This is a genomic window from Desulfovibrio intestinivivus, assembly GCF_053570665.1.
Map to the genome: position 1 here is coordinate 903426 of NZ_JBRBQT010000001.1, position 18186 is coordinate 921611.

An 18186-nucleotide genomic window follows, 5' to 3' on the forward strand; every position below is an offset into this window, starting at 1 on the left:
GAGCCGCCGCCCATCGCCCAAGGAGAGCGAAATACCATGAGCAAGAAGCTGACTGTAGCCGTTGTAGGCGCCACAGGCGCCGTAGGCCGTGAAATGCTCAAGACCCTGCACGAAAGGGACTTTCCCGCCACCGAAATCCGCGCTTTTGCGTCCGCCCGTTCCGCGGGCACCAAGGTGCCGTATGGCGGCAAAGAGCTGACCGTGCAAGAGCTTAAAGAAGATGTCTTTGAGGGCATTGATTTGGCCATTTTTTCCGCCGGCGGCAGCACTTCGCAAAAATTTGCCCCGCATGCGGCCAAGGCTGGCTGCGTGGTGGTGGACAATTCCGCTGCATGGCGCATGGACGACCGCTGCCCCCTGGTGGTGCCGGAAGTCAACGCCCACGCCCTTGAAGGCCACAACGGCATCATTGCCAACCCCAACTGCTCCACCATCCAGATGCTGGTGGTGCTCAAGCCCCTGCACGACGCAGCCAAGATCAAGCGCGTTGTAGTTTCCACCTATCAGGCGGTTTCCGGCACAGGGCAGAAGGGTATTGAAGAACTGGAACGCCAGGTGCGCGACCTCTTTAATGGCCGCGAGACGGAATGCAATACCTATCCCTACCGCATTGCCTTCAACGCACTGCCGCACATCGATGTCTTCCTTGATAACGACTACACCAAGGAAGAAATGAAGATGGTTCATGAAACCGTCAAAATATTTGATGATCCTTCGGTCAAGGTTACGGCCACCTGTGTGCGCGTGCCGGTGTTTTACTGCCACGCCGAATCGGTGAACATTGAAACCGAAAAGAAGCTCACAGCCAAGGATGCCCGCGTCATGCTTTCGCAGGCTCCCGGCGTGCGTGTGGTCGATAATCCCCGCGAACTCATGTACCCCATGCCCTCCTACTGCGTGGGCGAAGATGAAACCTACGTGGGCCGCATCCGCGAGGACGAAACCATTGAAAATGGCCTGAACCTCTGGATTGTGGCCGACAACGTGCGCAAAGGCGCAGCCCTCAACGCCGTGCAGATCGGCGAAGAACTGATCAAGCGCGACCTGCTGCGCGTGACCGACAAAAACGTGTTCCTGAAGTAATTGCCTGCGGGCGCGCGGGTTTCGCAGACCCGCGCGTCCGCGCGCTTTGGAGGCCTTTGCGGTGCAAGCTGTAGACGCTGAAACATATCTCAAGGCCCTACTTTCCGCACCCCGGCCAGGGGCGGAGCAGGTTCTCGCTTTTTATGACCACCGGGTGGGGCATATCTGCACTGACCCGCGTCTTCTGCTGCTGCCCCTTGATGACCATATCTGCCATCGTGGCGACGGCCTTTTTGAAAGCATCAGTTTTCGCCAGCGCACAATTTTCGGGCTGGATGCGCATCTTGCCCGTCTGGTGGACGGCGCTGCGGCCCTTTCCATCACGCCGCCCTGCACTTGGGAAGCCCTGCGCCAACACATAATTGATGTGGCCCTTGCCGCAGGCGTGGACAATGGCGATCTGCGCGTTTTTCTGAGCCGCGGCCCCGGCGGATTCGGCATTTCGCCCGCCGAATGCCCGCAGGCTGGCCTGTACATTGTGGCCCTCAAAAAGGCCCTGCCCACAGCGGCTTTTTATGAAAAAGGCCTCACAGCATTTGCCAGCGCCATACCGCCCAAGCAGGAATATCTGGCCCGCATCAAGAATACCAACTACCTGCCCAATGTGTTCATGGCGATGGAAGCCCGCCAGAAGGGCATGGACGTGGCCGTGACCTTTGACGAAAATGGCATCATGGGCGAGGCCGCCGTGGCCAACGTGGGCCTTGTGGACGAGCAAGGCCGCCTGCTCTGCCCCGAAATCAGGCGTATTCTGCCCGGCACCACCCTGCTGGCCGCCATGGAAGTTGCCGCAGAACGCATGCCCGTCGTGCAGATGCCCATCCCCCGCGCAGCCATAGACAGCGCCAGTGAAATGCTGCTGTTCACCAGCTCCACCCTTTGCGTCGGCATCACCCATTTTGACGGCAAGCCCGTGGGCCATGGCGCGCATGCTGGCAAGCCCGGCCCAGTGGCCCTGTGGCTCAAGGATGTTCTTTTGGACTATATGTTGAAAAAAGGCGCGCCCCTCTGATGCGTGTTCTGCTTATTGCCCTGCAACAGACCACTGACGGCCCCGCCTCACCCGAAGAGCAACGCCACTGGACAGAAATGGGCGCACCCATGCGCCTTGCCCGGCTGGAAGAAGACCACGCGCTGGCCCTGGCCTGCGCCATGCGCGACGGCGGCAGGCTGGCCCCCATGCTGCTGTGCCAGAAGAATTCACGCTTACACCGCCGCGCCGCCGCGCTGAACCTGCCCATACTCACGGCAGGCGGGCCAATGGATTTCATGCGCCTGTGGCTCTGGCAGCGCAAGCACAAGCATTTGCTGGTGCAGACTTTCGGAGAAAGCGGCATGGCCATTGGCCGCCGGGTGCTGACCATGCGTCCCCCGTCCTCCACCCTTTTGAGCCATGCATTTCTGATGCGCGCACCGCGCCCGGAAGTCTGCTTTGGCAAGGGAATGCTGGCAGCCCACAAAATACTCTGCGGCTCCAGTTATGTGCGCGACCGCATTGCCAAAGCCAGCGGCATCACCGAGGGCAAAGCGGCGTGGCGCGGCCCCAAAAACCGCGCGCTGCCCCTGCCGGACGACACGCTCACACTGGCAGCGCCGGGCATGAGCATTGAAGGTTTCGAGCCTGCGCCCGAATACCCCGCAGACCCCGCAGAGGGCCAGCGTTTTGTTTTTTGCATGGGCGATGCCCTCACGCCCCGCTCGGGCGCGCATATTGTCATCCGGGCCATGGCCGCCATCTGGCAGCGCCGCGATTTGCCCGCATGGGAAGTACGCGCCGCCGGGGGTGGACCCCGCTTTCAGGAAGTACTGGACGAGGCGGAATCGCTGGGTGTGCAGTCGCGCCTGTGCCTGCTCAACGAGCAAAGCCTGCCGCACCTGCTGCGCACCTGCCATGCATGGATAGCGCCCGGCTCCGCGCCGGACGAACTGCCGGAAACACTCGGGGCTGGGCTGGCGGCTCAAACGCCCGTCATCTGTGGACAGAGCGCCCTGCATGAGCAGCGGCTTGCCGCCGCCCCCGATGCCGCCTGCATGTTTGAAGAAAACAATCCGCAGTCGCTGGCCGAATGCATGATAAACGTCATGACAGATGCTGGCCTGCGCCGCCGTATTGTGGAAGCGGGCAACGCATTGCGGCCTAGTCTGAGCCATGAATCCTTTGCCCTTGCAACCTGCACCTGGCACGAAGGCTGGTGCAGCCAGCTTGGCTGGCTTGAAAAAAACAGCCCGCCGCAAGCCCCAGTGCAGTCATAAACAGCCAGCTATCATCAGCGCGCACCGCGCCAGTGGCAGCAGCATGCCGCCTGAACGTGGGACAATACCGCAAACACATACAGGAACCGTATGAAATGTAAAATCTGCAAAGCCGAGGCCGTGGTGGCTCTGCGCAGCCACAACGCCGCCTTTTGCCCCGACTGTTACAAGGATTTTTTTGCCCGCCAAGTGGAACGCGGCATTGAAGGCCAAAAGCTGTTTACCCGCGATGAGCGTGTGCTGGTGGCCCTTTCTGGCGGCAAGGATTCGCTGGCGCTCATGCTTGAGCTCTCCCGTCAGGGATACAACGTAACCGGTCTGCACATTGATCTGGACATTCCGGTTTCTTCCGCTGCGGCGCGCGGTGTGGTTGAACGCTTCTGCGCCAAGCACGGCCTCAAGCTGATGGTCAAGGAAATGGCCGCAGAAGGCCTGTCCATTCCGCTGGTCAAAGAAAGGCTGCACCGACCCATCTGCTCGGCCTGCGGCAAGATCAAGCGTCATTTCTTCAACAAGGTCGCTCTGGACGAAGGCTTTGACGCCCTCGCAACCGGGCATAACCTGGACGATGAAGTGGCCCGTCTTTTCAGCAACACCCTGCGCTGGGATACCTCGTATCTTTCAGATCAGGGGCCACGGCTGGAGAGCGAACACGGCTTTTCGCGCAAGGTTAAGCCCTTGTGGCGGCTTTCGGAATTTGAAACGGCCAACTACGCCTTTCTTATGGGCATAGAAAACCACTACGCCCCCTGCCCGTACAGCCCCGGCGCGAGCTTCACCACGCTCAAGGGCCTGATGCAGAACCTCGAGGCCGCCATGCCTGGCCGCAAGCTGGATTTCTATCAGGGTTTTCTCGCGCGCGGGCGGCCCGTCTTTGCCCGCCGTGAGGCGGAGGAAGGCCTGGAGTTGGCCCCTTGCACGGAATGCGGCTATCCCACATCCTCCGGCGACCGTTGCGGCGTGTGCCGCATCCGCTCCGCCCTGCTTGACGAGGGCTAGAAAGAACATCACTTTGTGCAAAACGGCCCGGCATCTGCCGGGCCGTTTTGTGCGTTTACTACGGTCTATTCTTCATATTTCCTGAAGACGAGCGAAGCGTTATGCCCCCCAAAACCAAAAGAGTTGGAGAGCGCATAACGAGTGGACGTCTGCTCGGCCCGGTTGCAAATGTGCGGAACATCGCAGTCCGCATCGGGTGCATCCAGATTTATTGTCGGCGGCAACAGACCATGCCGCAAAGCCTCAAGAGTAATGATGGCTTCAATGCCGCCAGCCGCCCCAAACAGATGCCCTGTCATGGACTTAGTGGCGCTGACCTTTACCGTTTTAAGGCTGTCGCCAAAAACGCTCATGATTGCTGCGGCTTCAGATCGGTCGCCTTCCTTTGTTCCTGTGGCGTGGGCATTGATATAGCCAATTTCTGCCACGGAAGCGCCAGACTGGCGGATGGCGATTTCCATGGCCCGCGCTCCGCCCTGAAAGTCTGGCGATGTGATATGCCCCGCATCGCACGTTGCTCCGTACCCAACCACCTCGCCAAGGATTGTCGCCTCACGGCGGCGGGCATGTTCCTCTTCCTCCAGCAGCAACACAGCAGCGCCCTCAGCCATGACAAAGCCATCACGACCGCTGTCAAAAGGACGGCTGGCCTGTTCCGGCACATCGTTGCGGGTTGAAAGAGCCTTCATGCTGGAAAAACCCGCCAGCAAAAACGGTTGAATGCCCGCATCGCTTCCGCCTGCCAGCATCACATCCGCCTGCCCGTGGGCGATGCTCAAAAATGCCTCGCCGATGGCATTGTTAGCAGTGGCGCAAGCGGACACAGGCGCATAGTTCGCCCCTTTAAAGCCCGTCCTGATAGCGACCACGCCCGAAGCCATGTTGACGATCATCATGGGAATCATGAAAGGCGAAACCCGCCGTGCGCCCTTGGCCAGAAATGCCTCATGATTTTTCATGATCGTTTCTATGCCGCCGATGCCAGAACCCACATAAACCCCGGCGCGTTCCGGATCCCAATCGGCACCTTCCAGACCAGACATTTCAACGGCCTGCAAGGCAGCAACAACGGCAAACTGGATATATTTGTCGTATTTTCTTGCGTCCTTTGCGCAAAAATATGTCTCTGCCGAAAAATCGTCCACCTTCCCGGCGATCCTCACCGGGGATTCATCAAACGCCGAATCGTCCATATACCTGATGCCGGATTTTCCGGAACTGATGTTCTTCCACATGGTTTCAGAGTCGTTTCCTGAAGAAGAGATAACCCCAAAGCCTGTTACAACTACTTTACGCATGGCGTCTCCTGGCCTGTTAATTTATATGTATATACATGAATATAACTGCACAAAGCCCAAAAACTCGCAAAAATTGCAGCATGCGCTAGGCGCTGTCCTTTTCTGCAATCGCGGAAACCTTGAGCAACAGTCGCAGCAACTCCTGGACATCATCGTCCCCCAATTCTGAAATCATAAGCTGCTGCGCCTCTTCCCAATGAGGGTGAGCTTCTTTGAGGCTGTCTGCACCAAGGGCCGTCAACTGCATGATCTTTTTGCGGGAATCCGTCGGGCCTGGGGCACTCGCAACAAGCCCCATTTTTTCCAGCTTTTCCACATTTCTGGTCACTGTTGTCTGGTCAATGCCCAAAACCCGGCCAATCTCCGTTATCGAAGGCTCCTCCAGACCAGCAATAGCCCGCAGCAAACCATACTGGGTCATGCGCATTCCATTGCGCGCCAGAAACTTGCCATAAAGCTGGTTGAGTTGCCGATCCGCCTTTCGGATTTGGAGAAAGAGACAAGGCAGTTGCATGGGTGCTCCACATTTTCATGTATATACATATATTATTCGATGCCCGGCGCATGTCAATACCGGGTAAGGCGCTTGACTTCACTATAATTTGAAAATAGATTTCAATTCCATTCAAATTGAGCCACCCCGGCTGTTCCGGTGCGGCGATGACAGGAGCGCACAGCATGCCGGAATCCCTTTCCGCAACTGTCGGGGCGCGCGGCGGCAATGCCCGCACGCTCATCGGCGGTCTGGCCTATTCCCTGCGGCTTGCCATCGCGGGCAATCCCAACTGCGGCAAGACCACAGTTTTCAATGCCCTCACAGGCGCGCACCAGCATGTGGGCAACTACAGCGGCGTAACTGTTGAAAAGAAAGAAGGCTTTATCCGTCACGAAGGGCAGGAGATCATCCTTGTGGATCTGCCCGGCGCGTATTCGCTTTCCGCCTATTCGCAGGAGGAGGTGGTGGCGCGCAACGTGCTGCTGGGCGGCGCGGTGCAGGCGGTCATCAACGTTGTGGACGCGGGCATTCTGGAGCGAGGGCTGCTGCTTACGGCCCAGTTGCGCGAGATGGGCCTGCCTGTGGTCATTGCCTGCAACATGATGGACGAAGCCCGGGCGGCGGGCATCAGCATTGATTTTTTGCGCCTGTCGGAGCTAATAGGCGCCGTCGCCGTGCCCACTGTCGGCACCTCTGGCAATGGCCTGCGCGAGGCCCTTTCTGCGGCGCGCCAGGTTGCCCTTGATGCAGAAAACAGCAGCCTGCAGCCTTGCATTCCCGCAGCTTCACCCACCGAAAGCCACGGTTCTGCCCTGCACATAAGCTACGGCCCCCTGCTCGACCCCATACTGGAAACCATGGAAAAACGCATTGCGGCAAGCCAGGGCATGGCATCCTCGCCCTATGCCCACTGCGCGCCGCGCTGGCTGGCACTGAGCCTGCTTCAAAATGATGCGGAAGCCGTTGCGGCCTTGCAGACGGCGGATGCAGACCTTGCCGCAGACATGGCCCAGGTCTGCCGCTTTGTGCAGGAAGAACTGGGCAGCATTGGTCACGATGCGGAAGGCTTGATAGCAGATGGGCACAGCGCCTTTGTGCGCAGAGTTTCCGCCGCCTGCGTGGTCAAAACCGGCAAGCGCCACCGCCTCAGCCTCTCGGACAGGCTCGACCGCATACTGGCCCACGCAGTGTGGGGCGCGCTGATCATGCTTGGCGTGCTCTACGCCATGTTTCAGATCACCATTGTTCTTGGCTCCTACCCCCAGGGCTGGCTGGAGGGCGCGTTCAGCGCGCTGGCTGGCGCGGTGCGGGGCACACTGCCAGAAGGCCTGCTTTCCTCCCTGCTGGTGGACGGCGTGATCGCGGGCGTTGGCGGGGTGCTGAGTTTTGTGCCGCTGGTGCTTATCATGTTTGCGCTCATCGCCATTGTGGAAGACAGCGGCTACATGGCGCGCATGGCCTATATTGCCGACCGCGTGTTCCAGTTTTTCGGCCTGCACGGGGCATCGGTGATGCCCTATATCATTTCCGGCGGCATTGCGGGCGGCTGCGCCATCCCCGGCGTCATGGCCACCCGCACCATGCGCAGCCCCAAGGAAAAACTGGCAACCATGCTCACCCTGCCCTACATGGCCTGTGGGGCCAAACTGCCCGTGTATCTGCTGCTGGTGGGCACGTTTTTTCCGCACAATGCAGCCAACATGATGTTTGCCATCATCATGCTCTCGTGGGTGCTGGCCTTTTGCGTGGCTCTGCTGCTGCGCAAAACCGTCTTGCGCGGCGAAGCGACTCCCCTGGTCATGGAAATGCCGCCCTACCGCATGCCCACCGTGCGCGGCATCTGCATCCATTGCTGGGAGCGCACCTGGATGTACCTCAAAAAGGCGGGCACGGTGCTTGTGCCACTGTCCATGCTCATTTGGGCGGCCATGACCTTTCCGGCCCTTGATCCGCAAACGGCCCTGCCCTTTGAAAACGAAATCGCCCGCCTGAGCGCGGGACTTGAGCGAGAAGAACTGCCTGCGGAAGCACGCGCCAGTCAGGAAGAAGCCCTCGCAAAAATGCAGGAGAAACTGGATGCCGAGCGCCTGCGGCACACCCTTGCCGGGAGCCTTGGCACATGGTTTGAAGGCGCAACATCCTACGCGGGTTTCAGCTGGCGCACCGATGTGGCCCTTATCGGCGGCATTGCAGCCAAGGAGGCTATCATTTCCACACTGGGCACTGCCTACGCCCTTGGAGAGCAAGACCCGGAAGACCCGGCCTCTCTGGCGGAGCTGCTGCGCGCCGACCCAACGTGGAATCAGGGCACTGCCCTGGCTCTGCTTGTTTTTGTCATGCTCTACGCCCCCTGCTTTGTCACTCTGGTTGTCATCCGGCAGGAGTCGGGAAGCTGGAAGTGGGTGGCCTTTAGCATAGCCTTCAATACACTGCTGGCCTTTGGCATGGCCGTGGGCGTGTATCAGACGTACCGCTTTTTCTGGATGGACGCATGATGATCAGACGTACAGGGCGCGCACTCGGCATGGGCATACGCGCATATATTGCCTTGGGGCTCACGGTGATGGCCCTGCTTTTTACTGCCAGTTTTTTCTATTTTATGAGCATGGCGCGCGAGGTCAGCGTGTCCGGCACCCGTACATACGGGCTTTTCATGACGCTGGCCGAGAGCGACAAACTGACCGACAGCCGCAACATGGCACGCCTGCGAGGCGCAGAATCCGCACTGGCGGCCTTGCCCTCACTGACCGCGAGGCCAGCGGAGCCGGAGGCCAGCGCCGCGCTGACGGAGCTTTCCGCCGCCATAGCGGAACTGGCAACTGCACAGCCAGTAACTGACGACATGCTGCTGCAACTGCGCCGCACGGCTACGCTGGCGCACGAATTTGAAAACCGCCTGCTCGTGGGCTTTCTGCTGCTGGGCGCAGGGCTGGCCCTGTTGTTCGGCCTGCTGCGCCTGCATCTTGCGCGCCCGCTGCAAAGCATCATGGTCTTTCTCAACCAGTTGGGCACAGGTTCCGCCAGCCAGCCACCCAAACACAGTTTTATCACCGAATTGCGCAACATATCGGCTGCGCTCGAAAATCTTGGCACCTATCTGTCGCTCGCCACAGTGCGCTCGCAAAAACTGGCCTCCGAGCACGACCACTTTCAGAAAATGTCGCTGGTGGACGGCCTCACCGGCGTGGGCAACCGCCGCGCCTTTGACGACAAGCTGCATTCCCTGTGGCTTCATGCCCTGCAACATGGCACGCCGCTGGCGCTTATCATGCTGGATGTGGATACCTTCAAGCGCTACAATGACAGCCTGGGGCATCAGGCCGGGGATGAATGCCTGCGCCGCATTGCCGCCGCCATGAGCCGGGCGGCACGCGCTACGGATGTTTGCGCGCGCTACGGCGGGGAGGAGTTTGCCCTGCTGCTGCCCGGTGCGGACGATGCAACAGCGCAGGCCGTGGCCGCCCGTGTGCATGCCGAAGTGGCCCGGGAACAGTTGCCCCACCCCAGCTCGCCAGTGGGCGATATGGTGACGGTCAGCCTGGGAGTGAGCAGCCTCAAACCGCTGGAAGAGCAGAAGGAAGAAAGCCAGATGCTGGTGCGGCAGACAGATTCCGCCCTCTATGCCGCCAAGGCCTCAGGCCGCAACCGCACCTGCGTTTATGGGCAGGCTTCATAAGCATCCAAGAGGGTAGCCCGGCATGCAAAAAGCCGCCCGGATTCAATCCGGACGGCTTATATTCACTGTTCTGACAGAAAGTATAACTTACTTCACCGTTACAACCGTTGAAGCCGCAATAGTTTCCGGCGTCAGTTCCTGGCCAAGTCCGGGCAGTTCGGGCACGGAGTACATGCCCTTTTCAGGCATGTAGTTGTGCACGCAGGTTCTGGTGTTGGGCTCAAGCAGTGCGTAGCGGTGCAGCTCATGGATCATGAAGTTGGGAATAGCCGCCTCAATATGCAGGGCCGCAGCGGTCGATATGGGTCCGCCGCATACGTGGATCTGGACGGTCACATCATAGACGTGGGCCATGTCGCAAATTTTCTTTACCTCTGTGAGGCCACCGCAGGTGCAGATATCAGGCTGGATGACACTCAGCGAACCCTCTTCAAGGAAGGGACGGTAACCCCAGCGCCAGTAAATGCGCTCGCCAGCAGCGATGGGAATCGGCACATTGTCCGCAACCTTCTTCATCTGCTTGGGGTTCAGAGGCATGACGGGTTCTTCGTAGTACAACACGCCAAGTTCCGCGATCATGCGGCCAAACTGGATGGCCGCAGTGGTGGACGTAAAGGAGTGCATTTCAACAATGATATCCATATCCGGCCCAACCGCCTTACGCATGGCTGCAAGACGGTCATAGCCCCTGCGAAGTATCTTGTCGGGCAGCACGCCTGAAAGATCCTGCTGGTTCCAGTTGCCCTGCCCGTCCATGGCGAGTACGTCCACCTTAAGGGCATCATAGCCTTCTTCCTGGGCTATAAGCGCAGTTTCGGCATAGGCCTCGGGATCAACAAGCATGGCTTTGTCCTGCCCGGCCCCCCAGCCAAACTGCAACTGGCTGGCATAAGCTCGTATCTTGCTGCGAGTCTTACCGCCAAGTAGCTGATACAGGGGTACGCCAAGCGCTTTCCCCTTGATGTCCCACATGGCAAGGTCAAGGCCGCTCATGGCAGCGGAAAAAATACCGCCGCCGCCCTGCCCCCAAAATGTCTTGCGCAGCATCTTTTCCCAGATTGCTTCGTTGCACATGGGATCCATGCCAATGAGTATCTGGCCCAGATCTTTCGCCATGCCAAACCCGCCAGAAGCGCCCACGCCGTAAGCAAGGCCCACTTCACCGAAGCCGCTGATGCCTTCATCCGTATTAACTTTCACAACAACAGGGCGCCATTTGCTCGTAGCGGAACTGAAGTCATTGGCCACATCAATAATATCAATGCTCGTAATCTTCATCATTATTCTCCTGTAAACTGTGCCGCTAATAACGCTTGGCCGCAAGAATACCTGCCGCAATGGTCGCCGCCGCCCCTGTGAACACAAGGCAAAGCAGGCCGCTGCTGTACTGGCCGGTAGTGCTTATGAAAAATCCGATCATGGCGGGCGCAAGCGATGCAAGCCCGTTGGCAAGGCCATTCATTATGCCTGACGCCGTGGACATGGACGAGCCGGGAATCAACCCCTGCAGCAACGTCCAGGCCACCGGCGTTCCCATGGTGCAGAATGCCACAGCCAGAGACAGCAATACGGCCGAGAGGTATTTCTGCTCGGCGACTGCCCCCAGATAAACACAACAACCGGCAAAGAACATTGCTGCCATAAGAATTGGCGCGCTTCTGCCTATCTTGTCCGTCAAAAATCCGCACGACACCTTAAAAATAATGGAAAGCACAAAGGGCAGTGACGCCAGCCAGCCCATTTCGCTCCAGCTGAACCCTCTGGCTGTTTTAAGGTAGCTCGGCAACCAGGTTATCAGGCCCCAGTACATGCATTGGAGGCACAAATACCAAAAGACCAAAAGCCAGTACCGGTAATTGCCGATGAATCCCTTGAGACGCTGCCCCAGAGGCAACGCAACTTCCTTGGAAGCCGTAACTTCCTGTCCTGCTTCAATATGGGCCAGTTCTGCATTGTTGATGCTTTTATGCTGCCTCGGGGTATCCGCCGTATGCCGCCACAAAAGGTACAAAGGGATCAAGCCCACCACGAGGCAGAAATGGAAGTTGGCCCTCCAGCCGTGGTTTCCAATAAGATAAGCAAAAAACGGCATGGCCAGAGCTGGTGCGACAGATTGCCCGACAACCCAGGCGGCGTTGGCCCGCCCGCGCTCATGCCGGGGGAACCAGTTTTTTACAAAAACGCTTTGCAGCGGGTAGTACATGCCCTCGCCAACACCAAGCATAATCCGGCTGACGATGATGATCGCAAACGTCGAGGCAACGCCGCCCAGGAACAGAGAGGCCGTCCAAAGGCCAATGCAAAGCATCATGGATTTGCGCGGCCCCAGGTAGTCGCCTATGGGAGCCAGCAGCACGTTGGCCACACCGTATGCCGCCAGAAAAACAGACATCATCATGCCTATTTGCACTGGCGCACCCTTAATGCCCATTTCGAGCAGAAAGGGATCGTTGGCGGCCAGAACAGAAACGTTCACACGGTCAAGATATGCTATGAATATCCCGATAAACAGACAAAATACGATTATAAATCGTTTTTTTGTTTGCACTTCGCCTGTTTCTTTCGTTTCATTCACAGAAGAAACGATTTTTTCACCCATAGTATTCCTTCCTGACGTTTTTTATGACCCTGCAATGCGCATTTGCTGTAATCATACACAAAGTTAATAGTCTTTCAACTTCCACCACGAGCTACCGGTACTTCCCATATGGAATTTCCATTGTCACGACTATGCTGCGCAAATCCAGATTGGTAAAATTGTTTTTATTTGTGGATTAATAAGATAAAGTTATCGAAAGCGCTAACTGAAAGGAAAAACTCATGCAATTGACGCTGCGGCAAATTGAGGCATTTCTGACGGTTGCAAATCTCCGCAGCTTCACGGCTGCCGGGGCTTCCTTGCACATAACCCAAAGTGCCGTGAGCAACCTTATCAAGGATCTTGAGGCGCAGGTCGGCGTGCCGCTTTTTGACCGCACATCGCGTTTCGTCTCACTTTCCCCCGATGGGCGAGAGATGTACACGCTGGCCCAGAAGGCCTTTCACGAATTTTTGCTTATGGAAAAATACGCCGCAGATCTCAGCAGCCTGCGCGCGGGCAGGGTGCGCGTTGTGGGTGCCCCCCTCATTGCCTGCACACTGCTGCCGCTGCTGCTCGCACATTTCAAGAGAGCCCAACCCGCCATACGGGTCGAGCTGGTGGATCAGCCCATGGCTCTGGTGCAATCGAGTATACAGCAAGGGGATGCAGAGGTCGGCTTTGGCCCGGCCCGACTGACAGAAACAGACATTATCGCCCGCCATTTTTTTACCACCCCTGTGAGCATGCTCTCACGCCCGGATCACCCGCTGGCAGGAAGGCACAGCACATGGAACGAGGTAAAGAAGGTTCCGGTGGTTGCAGTGGGGAGAGAATCCGTGGGCTATATCGCCGCGGATGTGGGGACACAGCCGCCGTTTTCCATTGGCCATGTGGTCAATCAGATGCCTACGGCCTTTGCCTTGGCAGCAGCGGGGTGCGGCGTTGCGCTCGCGGGGCGCTTTTCACTGATGCTGGCACGGGGCTATGGCCTTGTGGCTACCCTCCTGCACGACCCGGTACTGTACCGGGAAATGCAGATGTACCTGCCTGCTGCCCGCAAACTCTCGGATGCTGCCGCCACCTTTGTGGATTTTGCCACGCAGTTTGTGAAAGATCACGATCCCAATACACTGGATTCAGCCACTGTTGCCGAACTGGCACCGCCGCTCAGTACACGCAGAGACGCCTGATCACAGGCGGCTGGCCTGCCTTTGCAGCATAAAAAAACGCCCTGCTGAAAAGCAGAGCGTCTGAACGCATACATGTAGGGCAAGCCTGAAAGCTAAAGTGCTAATTGTTTGCCGCAGCAGCGGGCTGCACCATGATGGCCCCGGCCTCCCTGCGGCGCAGGGCAATGGTTACTTCCGCGCAGCGCAAGGCCAGAGGGTCGCGCAGGGGCGCATAGCCCACCACAGAAACAGGCATGCCCGAACCCAGCCCCATGTCGCGGATGCGCCGCGCAAGCTCGCCCCTGGCATTGATGCTGACAATACGCGCCACCTCGCCCACCTTGAGGGACGTAAGAGGAATAACTGAATCCATTGCGCCTCCGGGCATCTTTTAAAAAATTGCCCATTTTAAAAATAACATTCATTTTCAATTTAACGATCATCCTGCCCAGCGTCAAGAAAATATGACCACAGCAATCTGCAGTGGTTGCGCCACACTCGGCACCTCGCGCGGCAGGCCTCATCCGCTCCACTCGACCATATGGCCCGACTCTGGCATGATGCCTTGCAGCGGGAGCGCCACTGGCCTCCACGCCGATTCCGGCACACGTCAACAACGGACAAGCCATGAGCATCCTGAAAAAAGTTCTGGAACGGGGCCTCACCCCGTCCAACGTCATAAGCTATTTGTGTTTGCAGATCATGCGCGTAAACGGCGCGCTCTGGGGCACGCTGCGCCTGCGGCTCAAGGCCTTTGCCCTGGGTGTACAGGTTGGCGCGGGCGTATCCGCCCACGGCCCTGTGGGTCTGCTGCGCTGGCCGGGCAGCCGCATGAGCATCGGCGCTGGCGCAAGCCTTATTTCTTCCTGGCGGCGGGCCACGGCTGCCGCGCTGGCACATCCCGTGCGGCTGCGCACCTTTGGCCCCGGAGCCAGCATTGAAATCGGCCCCGGCTGCCAGTTGAGCGGCACGTCCATCACCGCGCGCTCCAAGGTCATACGCCTTGGGCGTCAGGTCATGGTGGGCCCCAACTGCGTTGTGGTGGATTCCGACTTTCACGCCCACTGGCCGCCGGAAGCCCGCGCCACAGAACCCGGCATGGAAGGCGACCGCTCGGTAACTATTGGCGACTATGCGTGGATTGGCATGAACTGCCTTATCCTCAAGGGCGTAACCATTGGCGAAGGGGCCATCATCGGCGCTGGCAGCGTGGTCACGCGCGATGTGCCGCCCTTCTGCCTTGCCGCTGGCTCTCCCGCCCGCGTGCTGCGCAGCCTCCAGCCCGGCGAAAGCGCGCAACAGCCCGCCACTGCGGAATAGGTCGCCGCACGGTGTCTGTGGGGGAATATATTGCGGCGCTGCTGGCGTCGGAAAAGCTGGGCGCGCAGGTCACGTGCCACAAGCTCTTTCCGCCAGTGGAGCCATGCTACGCGCCCACGCGCCTGCCCTGGCCCGCGGCCATCAGCCGTGCCCTTGAGCAGCGCGGCATCAACGGGCTTTACAGCCATCAGGCCCTTGCCACAGACCACATCCGCGCCGGGCATTCCATTGTTGCGGCCACCCCCACGGCCAGCGGCAAAAGTCTTATCTACAACCTGCCCGTGCTCGACCGCTACCTGCGCGACCGCGATGCCCGCGCCCTGTATCTCTTCCCGCTCAAGGCTCTGGCGCAGGATCAGCTGGGCGCGTTCAACGCCCTGGTGGAGAGCTGGCCCAAGGAGGCCCGGCCCACCGCCGCCCTGTATGACGGCGACACCACCGACCATTTTCGCCGCAAAATCCGGCGCAATCCACCCACAGTGCTTATCAGCAATCCAGAGATGCTGCACCTCGGCATTCTCCCCCACCACGAGCAGTGGGCGGAATTTCTGGCGGGCCTGAGCCATGTGGTTGTGGACGAAGCCCATACCTACCGGGGCGTGTTTGGGGCGCACATGGCCCAGGTATTCCGGCGGCTCAACCGTATTGCCGGGCGCTACGGCGCGCGGCCCGTCTACGTGCTATGCACGGCCACCGTGGGCAATCCAGGCGAGCTGGCAGCGGCCCTGACCGGCACGGAGGCCCCCGCCGCCGCGCCTGCCCTTGCCGCAGGCCTGGATTCTCCGGCGCAGGTTCCGTCCTCTGCTCCTGCCGCCCGCATAACGGATGCGCCAGTGGTCATTGACCAGTCCGGCGCGCCGCAGGGGCCACGGCACTTTGTTTTTCTCAATCCGGAGCAAAGCCCCGCCACAGCCGCCATTGACCTGCTCAAGGCGGCGCTGGCCCGCAACCTGCGCACCATAGTCTACTGCCGCTCGCGGCGCATGACGGAACTTATCAGCCTGTGGGCCGGGCAATCGGGTGTATTTTCCGAGCGAATCTCCGCCTATCGGGCGGGCTTTCTGCCTGAAGAAAGGCGCGGCATCGAGGCCCGCATGGCCTCAGGCGAGCTGCTGGCCGTGGTCAGCACCAGCGCGCTGGAACTGGGCATAGACATTGGCGGGCTGGACGTGTGCATTCTTGTGGGCTACCCCGGCACGGTCATGGCCACCCTGCAACGCGGCGGGCGCGTGGGCCGCGCCCAACAGGAATCTGCCGTTATCATCGTGGCGGGCGAGGATGCGCTGGATCAGTATTTTGCCCGCAATCCTGAAGATTTTTTCAGCCGCCCTGCGGAAAAGGCCGTGGTCAACCCGGACAACGAAGTCATTTTGACTCGCCATCTGGAATGCGCGGCGGCAGAAATGCCCCTCACCCCCGGCGAAGCCATGCTGGCAAGCCCCGCAGCACGCGCCGCCGCCCGCGCGCTCAACGCCAAGGGGCTGTTGCTGCAGTCGGCGGACGGCACCCAACTGCTGGCCGCCCGCAAGCGGCCCCAGCGTCATGTGGATTTGCGCGGCACAGGGCAGACCTTCAGCATTGAAGATCAGGACGGTCAGATCATCGGCTCGGTGGATGGCTTTCGCGCATGGCAGGAGACGCACCCCGGCGCTGTTTACCTGCACCGGGGCCGCAGCTACGTGATCGAAGAAATGGACCCGGCCCGCGCCCGCATTGTGGCCAAGGCCGCCAAGGTTTCGTGGTTTACGCGCACACGCGGGCAAAAAAGCACCGACATTCTTGAAGAAGTCGAGCGCGCATCACTGGGCCGCGTGCTGGTCTGCCGTGGCCGCCTGCGCATTACCGACACCGTGACCGGGTATGAAAAGCGCTCCACATCGGGCAACCGCCTGCTCACCATCACGCCGCTTGCCGCGCCGCCGCAGGTTTTTGAAACCGAGGGCCTGTGGTACGTCATACCAGACAGCATCCGCGCCTCGCTGGAAGAACGCTTTCTGCACTACATGGGTTCCATCCATGCCCTTGAACATGCGGCCATTGGCCTGCTGCCCCTGCTCATCATGGCCGACCGCAACGACTTTGGCGGCATTTCCACCCCGCTGCATGCCCAAACCGGGCTGTCGGGCGTATTTATTTATGACGGCCTGCCGGGTGGGGCGGGCCTGACGCGGCAGGCCTTTCCCGATGCGCGGGGCCTGCTGGAAGCCACCTTCAAGGCTGTCGCCGCCTGTCCCTGCGAGGACGGCTGCCCCTCCTGCGTGCATTCGCCCAAGTGCGGCTCCGGCAACAGGCCCATCAGCAAAATCGGCGCGTTGGAACTGCTGCGCGAAATGTTGGCCCCCGGCACGGAAGGCGATGCCCTGTGCCGCGACCTGCGCATCAGCCCCGCCCCTGACAGGCTGGATATGGAATCGTTGGACGCAGCCTCTGCCCTGGCGGCAGCGCCCCGGCCTGCAGTTTCGGCTCTGGATTTCATCAATGAAGAAAGCCAGCCCGAAGCCGCGCACACTGCAATGGAGGAACAGTCCATGAGCAAAAAGCACTCCGCGCCGGACAATCAGAACAGTCTGTTCGGCGCTAACGGTCTTGCGCAATCCGGCCCCAGCGGCAGTGCCCCCGCGCCGCAGGGCGCGGCCAGCAGCGCACCGGGCGCTCGAGGGACAACTACCTTTGACGCCGCAGGCCTGTTGACGCACATTCCCGTGCCGCCGCCCAAAAATTTTGTGGTCTTTGACGTGGAAACCCGGCGCTCCGCTGCCGAAGTGGGCGGCTGGAACCGGGCCGACCGCATGGGCGTAAGCGTTGCCGTGGCCTATGACAGCAAGGCGGACGACTATTTCTCCTACCAGCAGGAGGAGCTGCCCGCCTTATTTGAGCGCCTGCGCGCGAGCGACCTTGTGGTGGGCTTCAACAGCCTGCGCTTTGACTACGCCGTGCTTTCGGCCTTTGCGCCCTTTGACCTGCACAAGCTGCCCAGCCTTGATCTTTTGCAGCGCGTGTACGAACGCCTGAACTACCGACTTCCGCTGGACAATCTGGGGCAGGCCACGCTGGGCGAACCCAAGAGCGCTGACGGCCTGCAAGCCCTGCAATGGTGGAAGGAGGGAAGGCTGGAAGATATCGCCACGTATTGCCGCAAGGATGTGGACATCACCCGCCGCCTTTATCTGCACGGTCTGGAGCAGGGCTTTTTGCTGTTCAGCAACAAGTCTGGCTCCCGTGTGCGCGTTCCTGTGGATTTTCACCGGCGTTGAGACTGCCAGCCGGAAAAAGCAAGACGCCCGCTATCGCGGGCGTCTTGCTTTCAAATC

General features: G+C 59.7%; 14 protein-coding genes. 9 read left to right on the forward strand and 5 right to left on the reverse strand.

The genetic code is table 11. From position 1 onward, the window contains the following. The first annotated feature begins 36 nt into the window (after window positions 1-36). From ACUZ9P_RS03815 to ACUZ9P_RS03830, 4 genes are all read left to right on the forward strand, one after another. Complete coding sequence (locus ACUZ9P_RS03815) at window positions 37-1083, forward strand: aspartate-semialdehyde dehydrogenase (protein ID WP_449248694.1); 1047 nt, start codon at window positions 37-39, stop codon at window positions 1081-1083. A 61-nt stretch (window positions 1084-1144) separates the two neighbouring features. Continuing rightward, window positions 1145-2095: an aminotransferase class IV gene (locus tag ACUZ9P_RS03820; RefSeq protein ID WP_449248695.1), complete on the forward strand. Its 951-nt coding sequence runs from the start codon at window positions 1145-1147 to the stop codon at window positions 2093-2095. Beyond that, a complete protein-coding gene (locus ACUZ9P_RS03825) occupies window positions 2095-3336 on the forward strand; it encodes a glycosyltransferase (protein WP_449248696.1) in 1242 nt (413 codons plus the stop codon). The genes ACUZ9P_RS03820 and ACUZ9P_RS03825 overlap by 1 nt, the downstream gene beginning before the upstream one ends. Window positions 3337-3426: 90 nt before the next feature. After that, window positions 3427-4335, forward strand: coding sequence for an ATP-binding protein (locus ACUZ9P_RS03830; RefSeq protein ID WP_298993815.1), 909 nt, complete (start codon window positions 3427-3429; stop codon window positions 4333-4335). A 65-nt stretch (window positions 4336-4400) separates the two neighbouring features. Here the strand turns inward: ACUZ9P_RS03830 and fabF are convergent, their stop codons facing one another. Continuing rightward, window positions 4401-5633 (reverse strand): beta-ketoacyl-ACP synthase II, encoded by a 1233-nt coding sequence (fabF, locus tag ACUZ9P_RS03835; protein WP_449248697.1) that lies wholly within the window; start codon window positions 5631-5633, stop codon window positions 4401-4403. Between the two features lie 85 nt (window positions 5634-5718). Then, on the reverse strand, window positions 5719-6147 hold the full coding sequence (locus tag ACUZ9P_RS03840) for a MarR family winged helix-turn-helix transcriptional regulator (RefSeq protein WP_449248698.1): 429 nt from the start codon (window positions 6145-6147) through the stop codon (window positions 5719-5721). A 164-nt stretch (window positions 6148-6311) separates the two neighbouring features. On the opposite strand from ACUZ9P_RS03840, the gene feoB reads away from it, so the two are divergent. Next, window positions 6312-8624 carry a ferrous iron transport protein B gene (feoB, locus tag ACUZ9P_RS03845; RefSeq protein WP_449248699.1) on the forward strand — a complete coding sequence of 771 codons (2313 nt, stop codon included), beginning with the start codon at window positions 6312-6314 and terminating at the stop codon, window positions 8622-8624. Further along, on the forward strand, window positions 8621-9805 hold the full coding sequence (locus tag ACUZ9P_RS03850; protein ID WP_449248700.1) for a diguanylate cyclase: 1185 nt from the start codon (window positions 8621-8623) through the stop codon (window positions 9803-9805). Before feoB ends, ACUZ9P_RS03850 begins: the two co-directional genes overlap by 4 nt. Window positions 9806-9892: 87 nt before the next feature. Here the strand turns inward: ACUZ9P_RS03850 and ACUZ9P_RS03855 are convergent, their stop codons facing one another. Together ACUZ9P_RS03855 and ACUZ9P_RS03860 are read right to left on the reverse strand one after the other, a co-directional pair. After that, on the reverse strand, window positions 9893-11086 hold the full coding sequence (locus ACUZ9P_RS03855) for a mandelate racemase/muconate lactonizing enzyme family protein (RefSeq protein WP_449248701.1): 1194 nt from the start codon (window positions 11084-11086) through the stop codon (window positions 9893-9895). A gap of 22 nt (window positions 11087-11108) precedes the next feature. Continuing rightward, window positions 11109-12404 (reverse strand): MFS transporter, encoded by a 1296-nt coding sequence (locus ACUZ9P_RS03860; protein ID WP_449248702.1) that lies wholly within the window; start codon window positions 12402-12404, stop codon window positions 11109-11111. Window positions 12405-12625: 221 nt separating this feature from the next. On the opposite strand from ACUZ9P_RS03860, the gene ACUZ9P_RS03865 reads away from it, so the two are divergent. Beyond that, window positions 12626-13576 (forward strand): LysR family transcriptional regulator, encoded by a 951-nt coding sequence (locus ACUZ9P_RS03865; RefSeq protein ID WP_449248703.1) that lies wholly within the window; start codon window positions 12626-12628, stop codon window positions 13574-13576. Window positions 13577-13676: 100 nt separating this feature from the next. Here the strand turns inward: ACUZ9P_RS03865 and ACUZ9P_RS03870 are convergent, their stop codons facing one another. Further along, window positions 13677-13928, reverse strand: a complete 252-nt coding sequence (locus tag ACUZ9P_RS03870; RefSeq protein WP_022658880.1) for a FeoA family protein — start codon at window positions 13926-13928, stop codon at window positions 13677-13679. 254 nt (window positions 13929-14182) lie between these two features. Between ACUZ9P_RS03870 and ACUZ9P_RS03875 the strand changes: the two genes are divergently transcribed. Both ACUZ9P_RS03875 and ACUZ9P_RS03880 read left to right on the forward strand, forming a co-directional pair. Further along, window positions 14183-14875 (forward strand): acyltransferase, encoded by a 693-nt coding sequence (locus ACUZ9P_RS03875; protein WP_449248704.1) that lies wholly within the window; start codon window positions 14183-14185, stop codon window positions 14873-14875. 11 nt (window positions 14876-14886) lie between these two features. Beyond that, window positions 14887-18129: a DEAD/DEAH box helicase gene (locus ACUZ9P_RS03880; protein WP_449248705.1), complete on the forward strand. Its 3243-nt coding sequence runs from the start codon at window positions 14887-14889 to the stop codon at window positions 18127-18129. Window positions 18130-18186 lie beyond the last annotated feature (57 nt).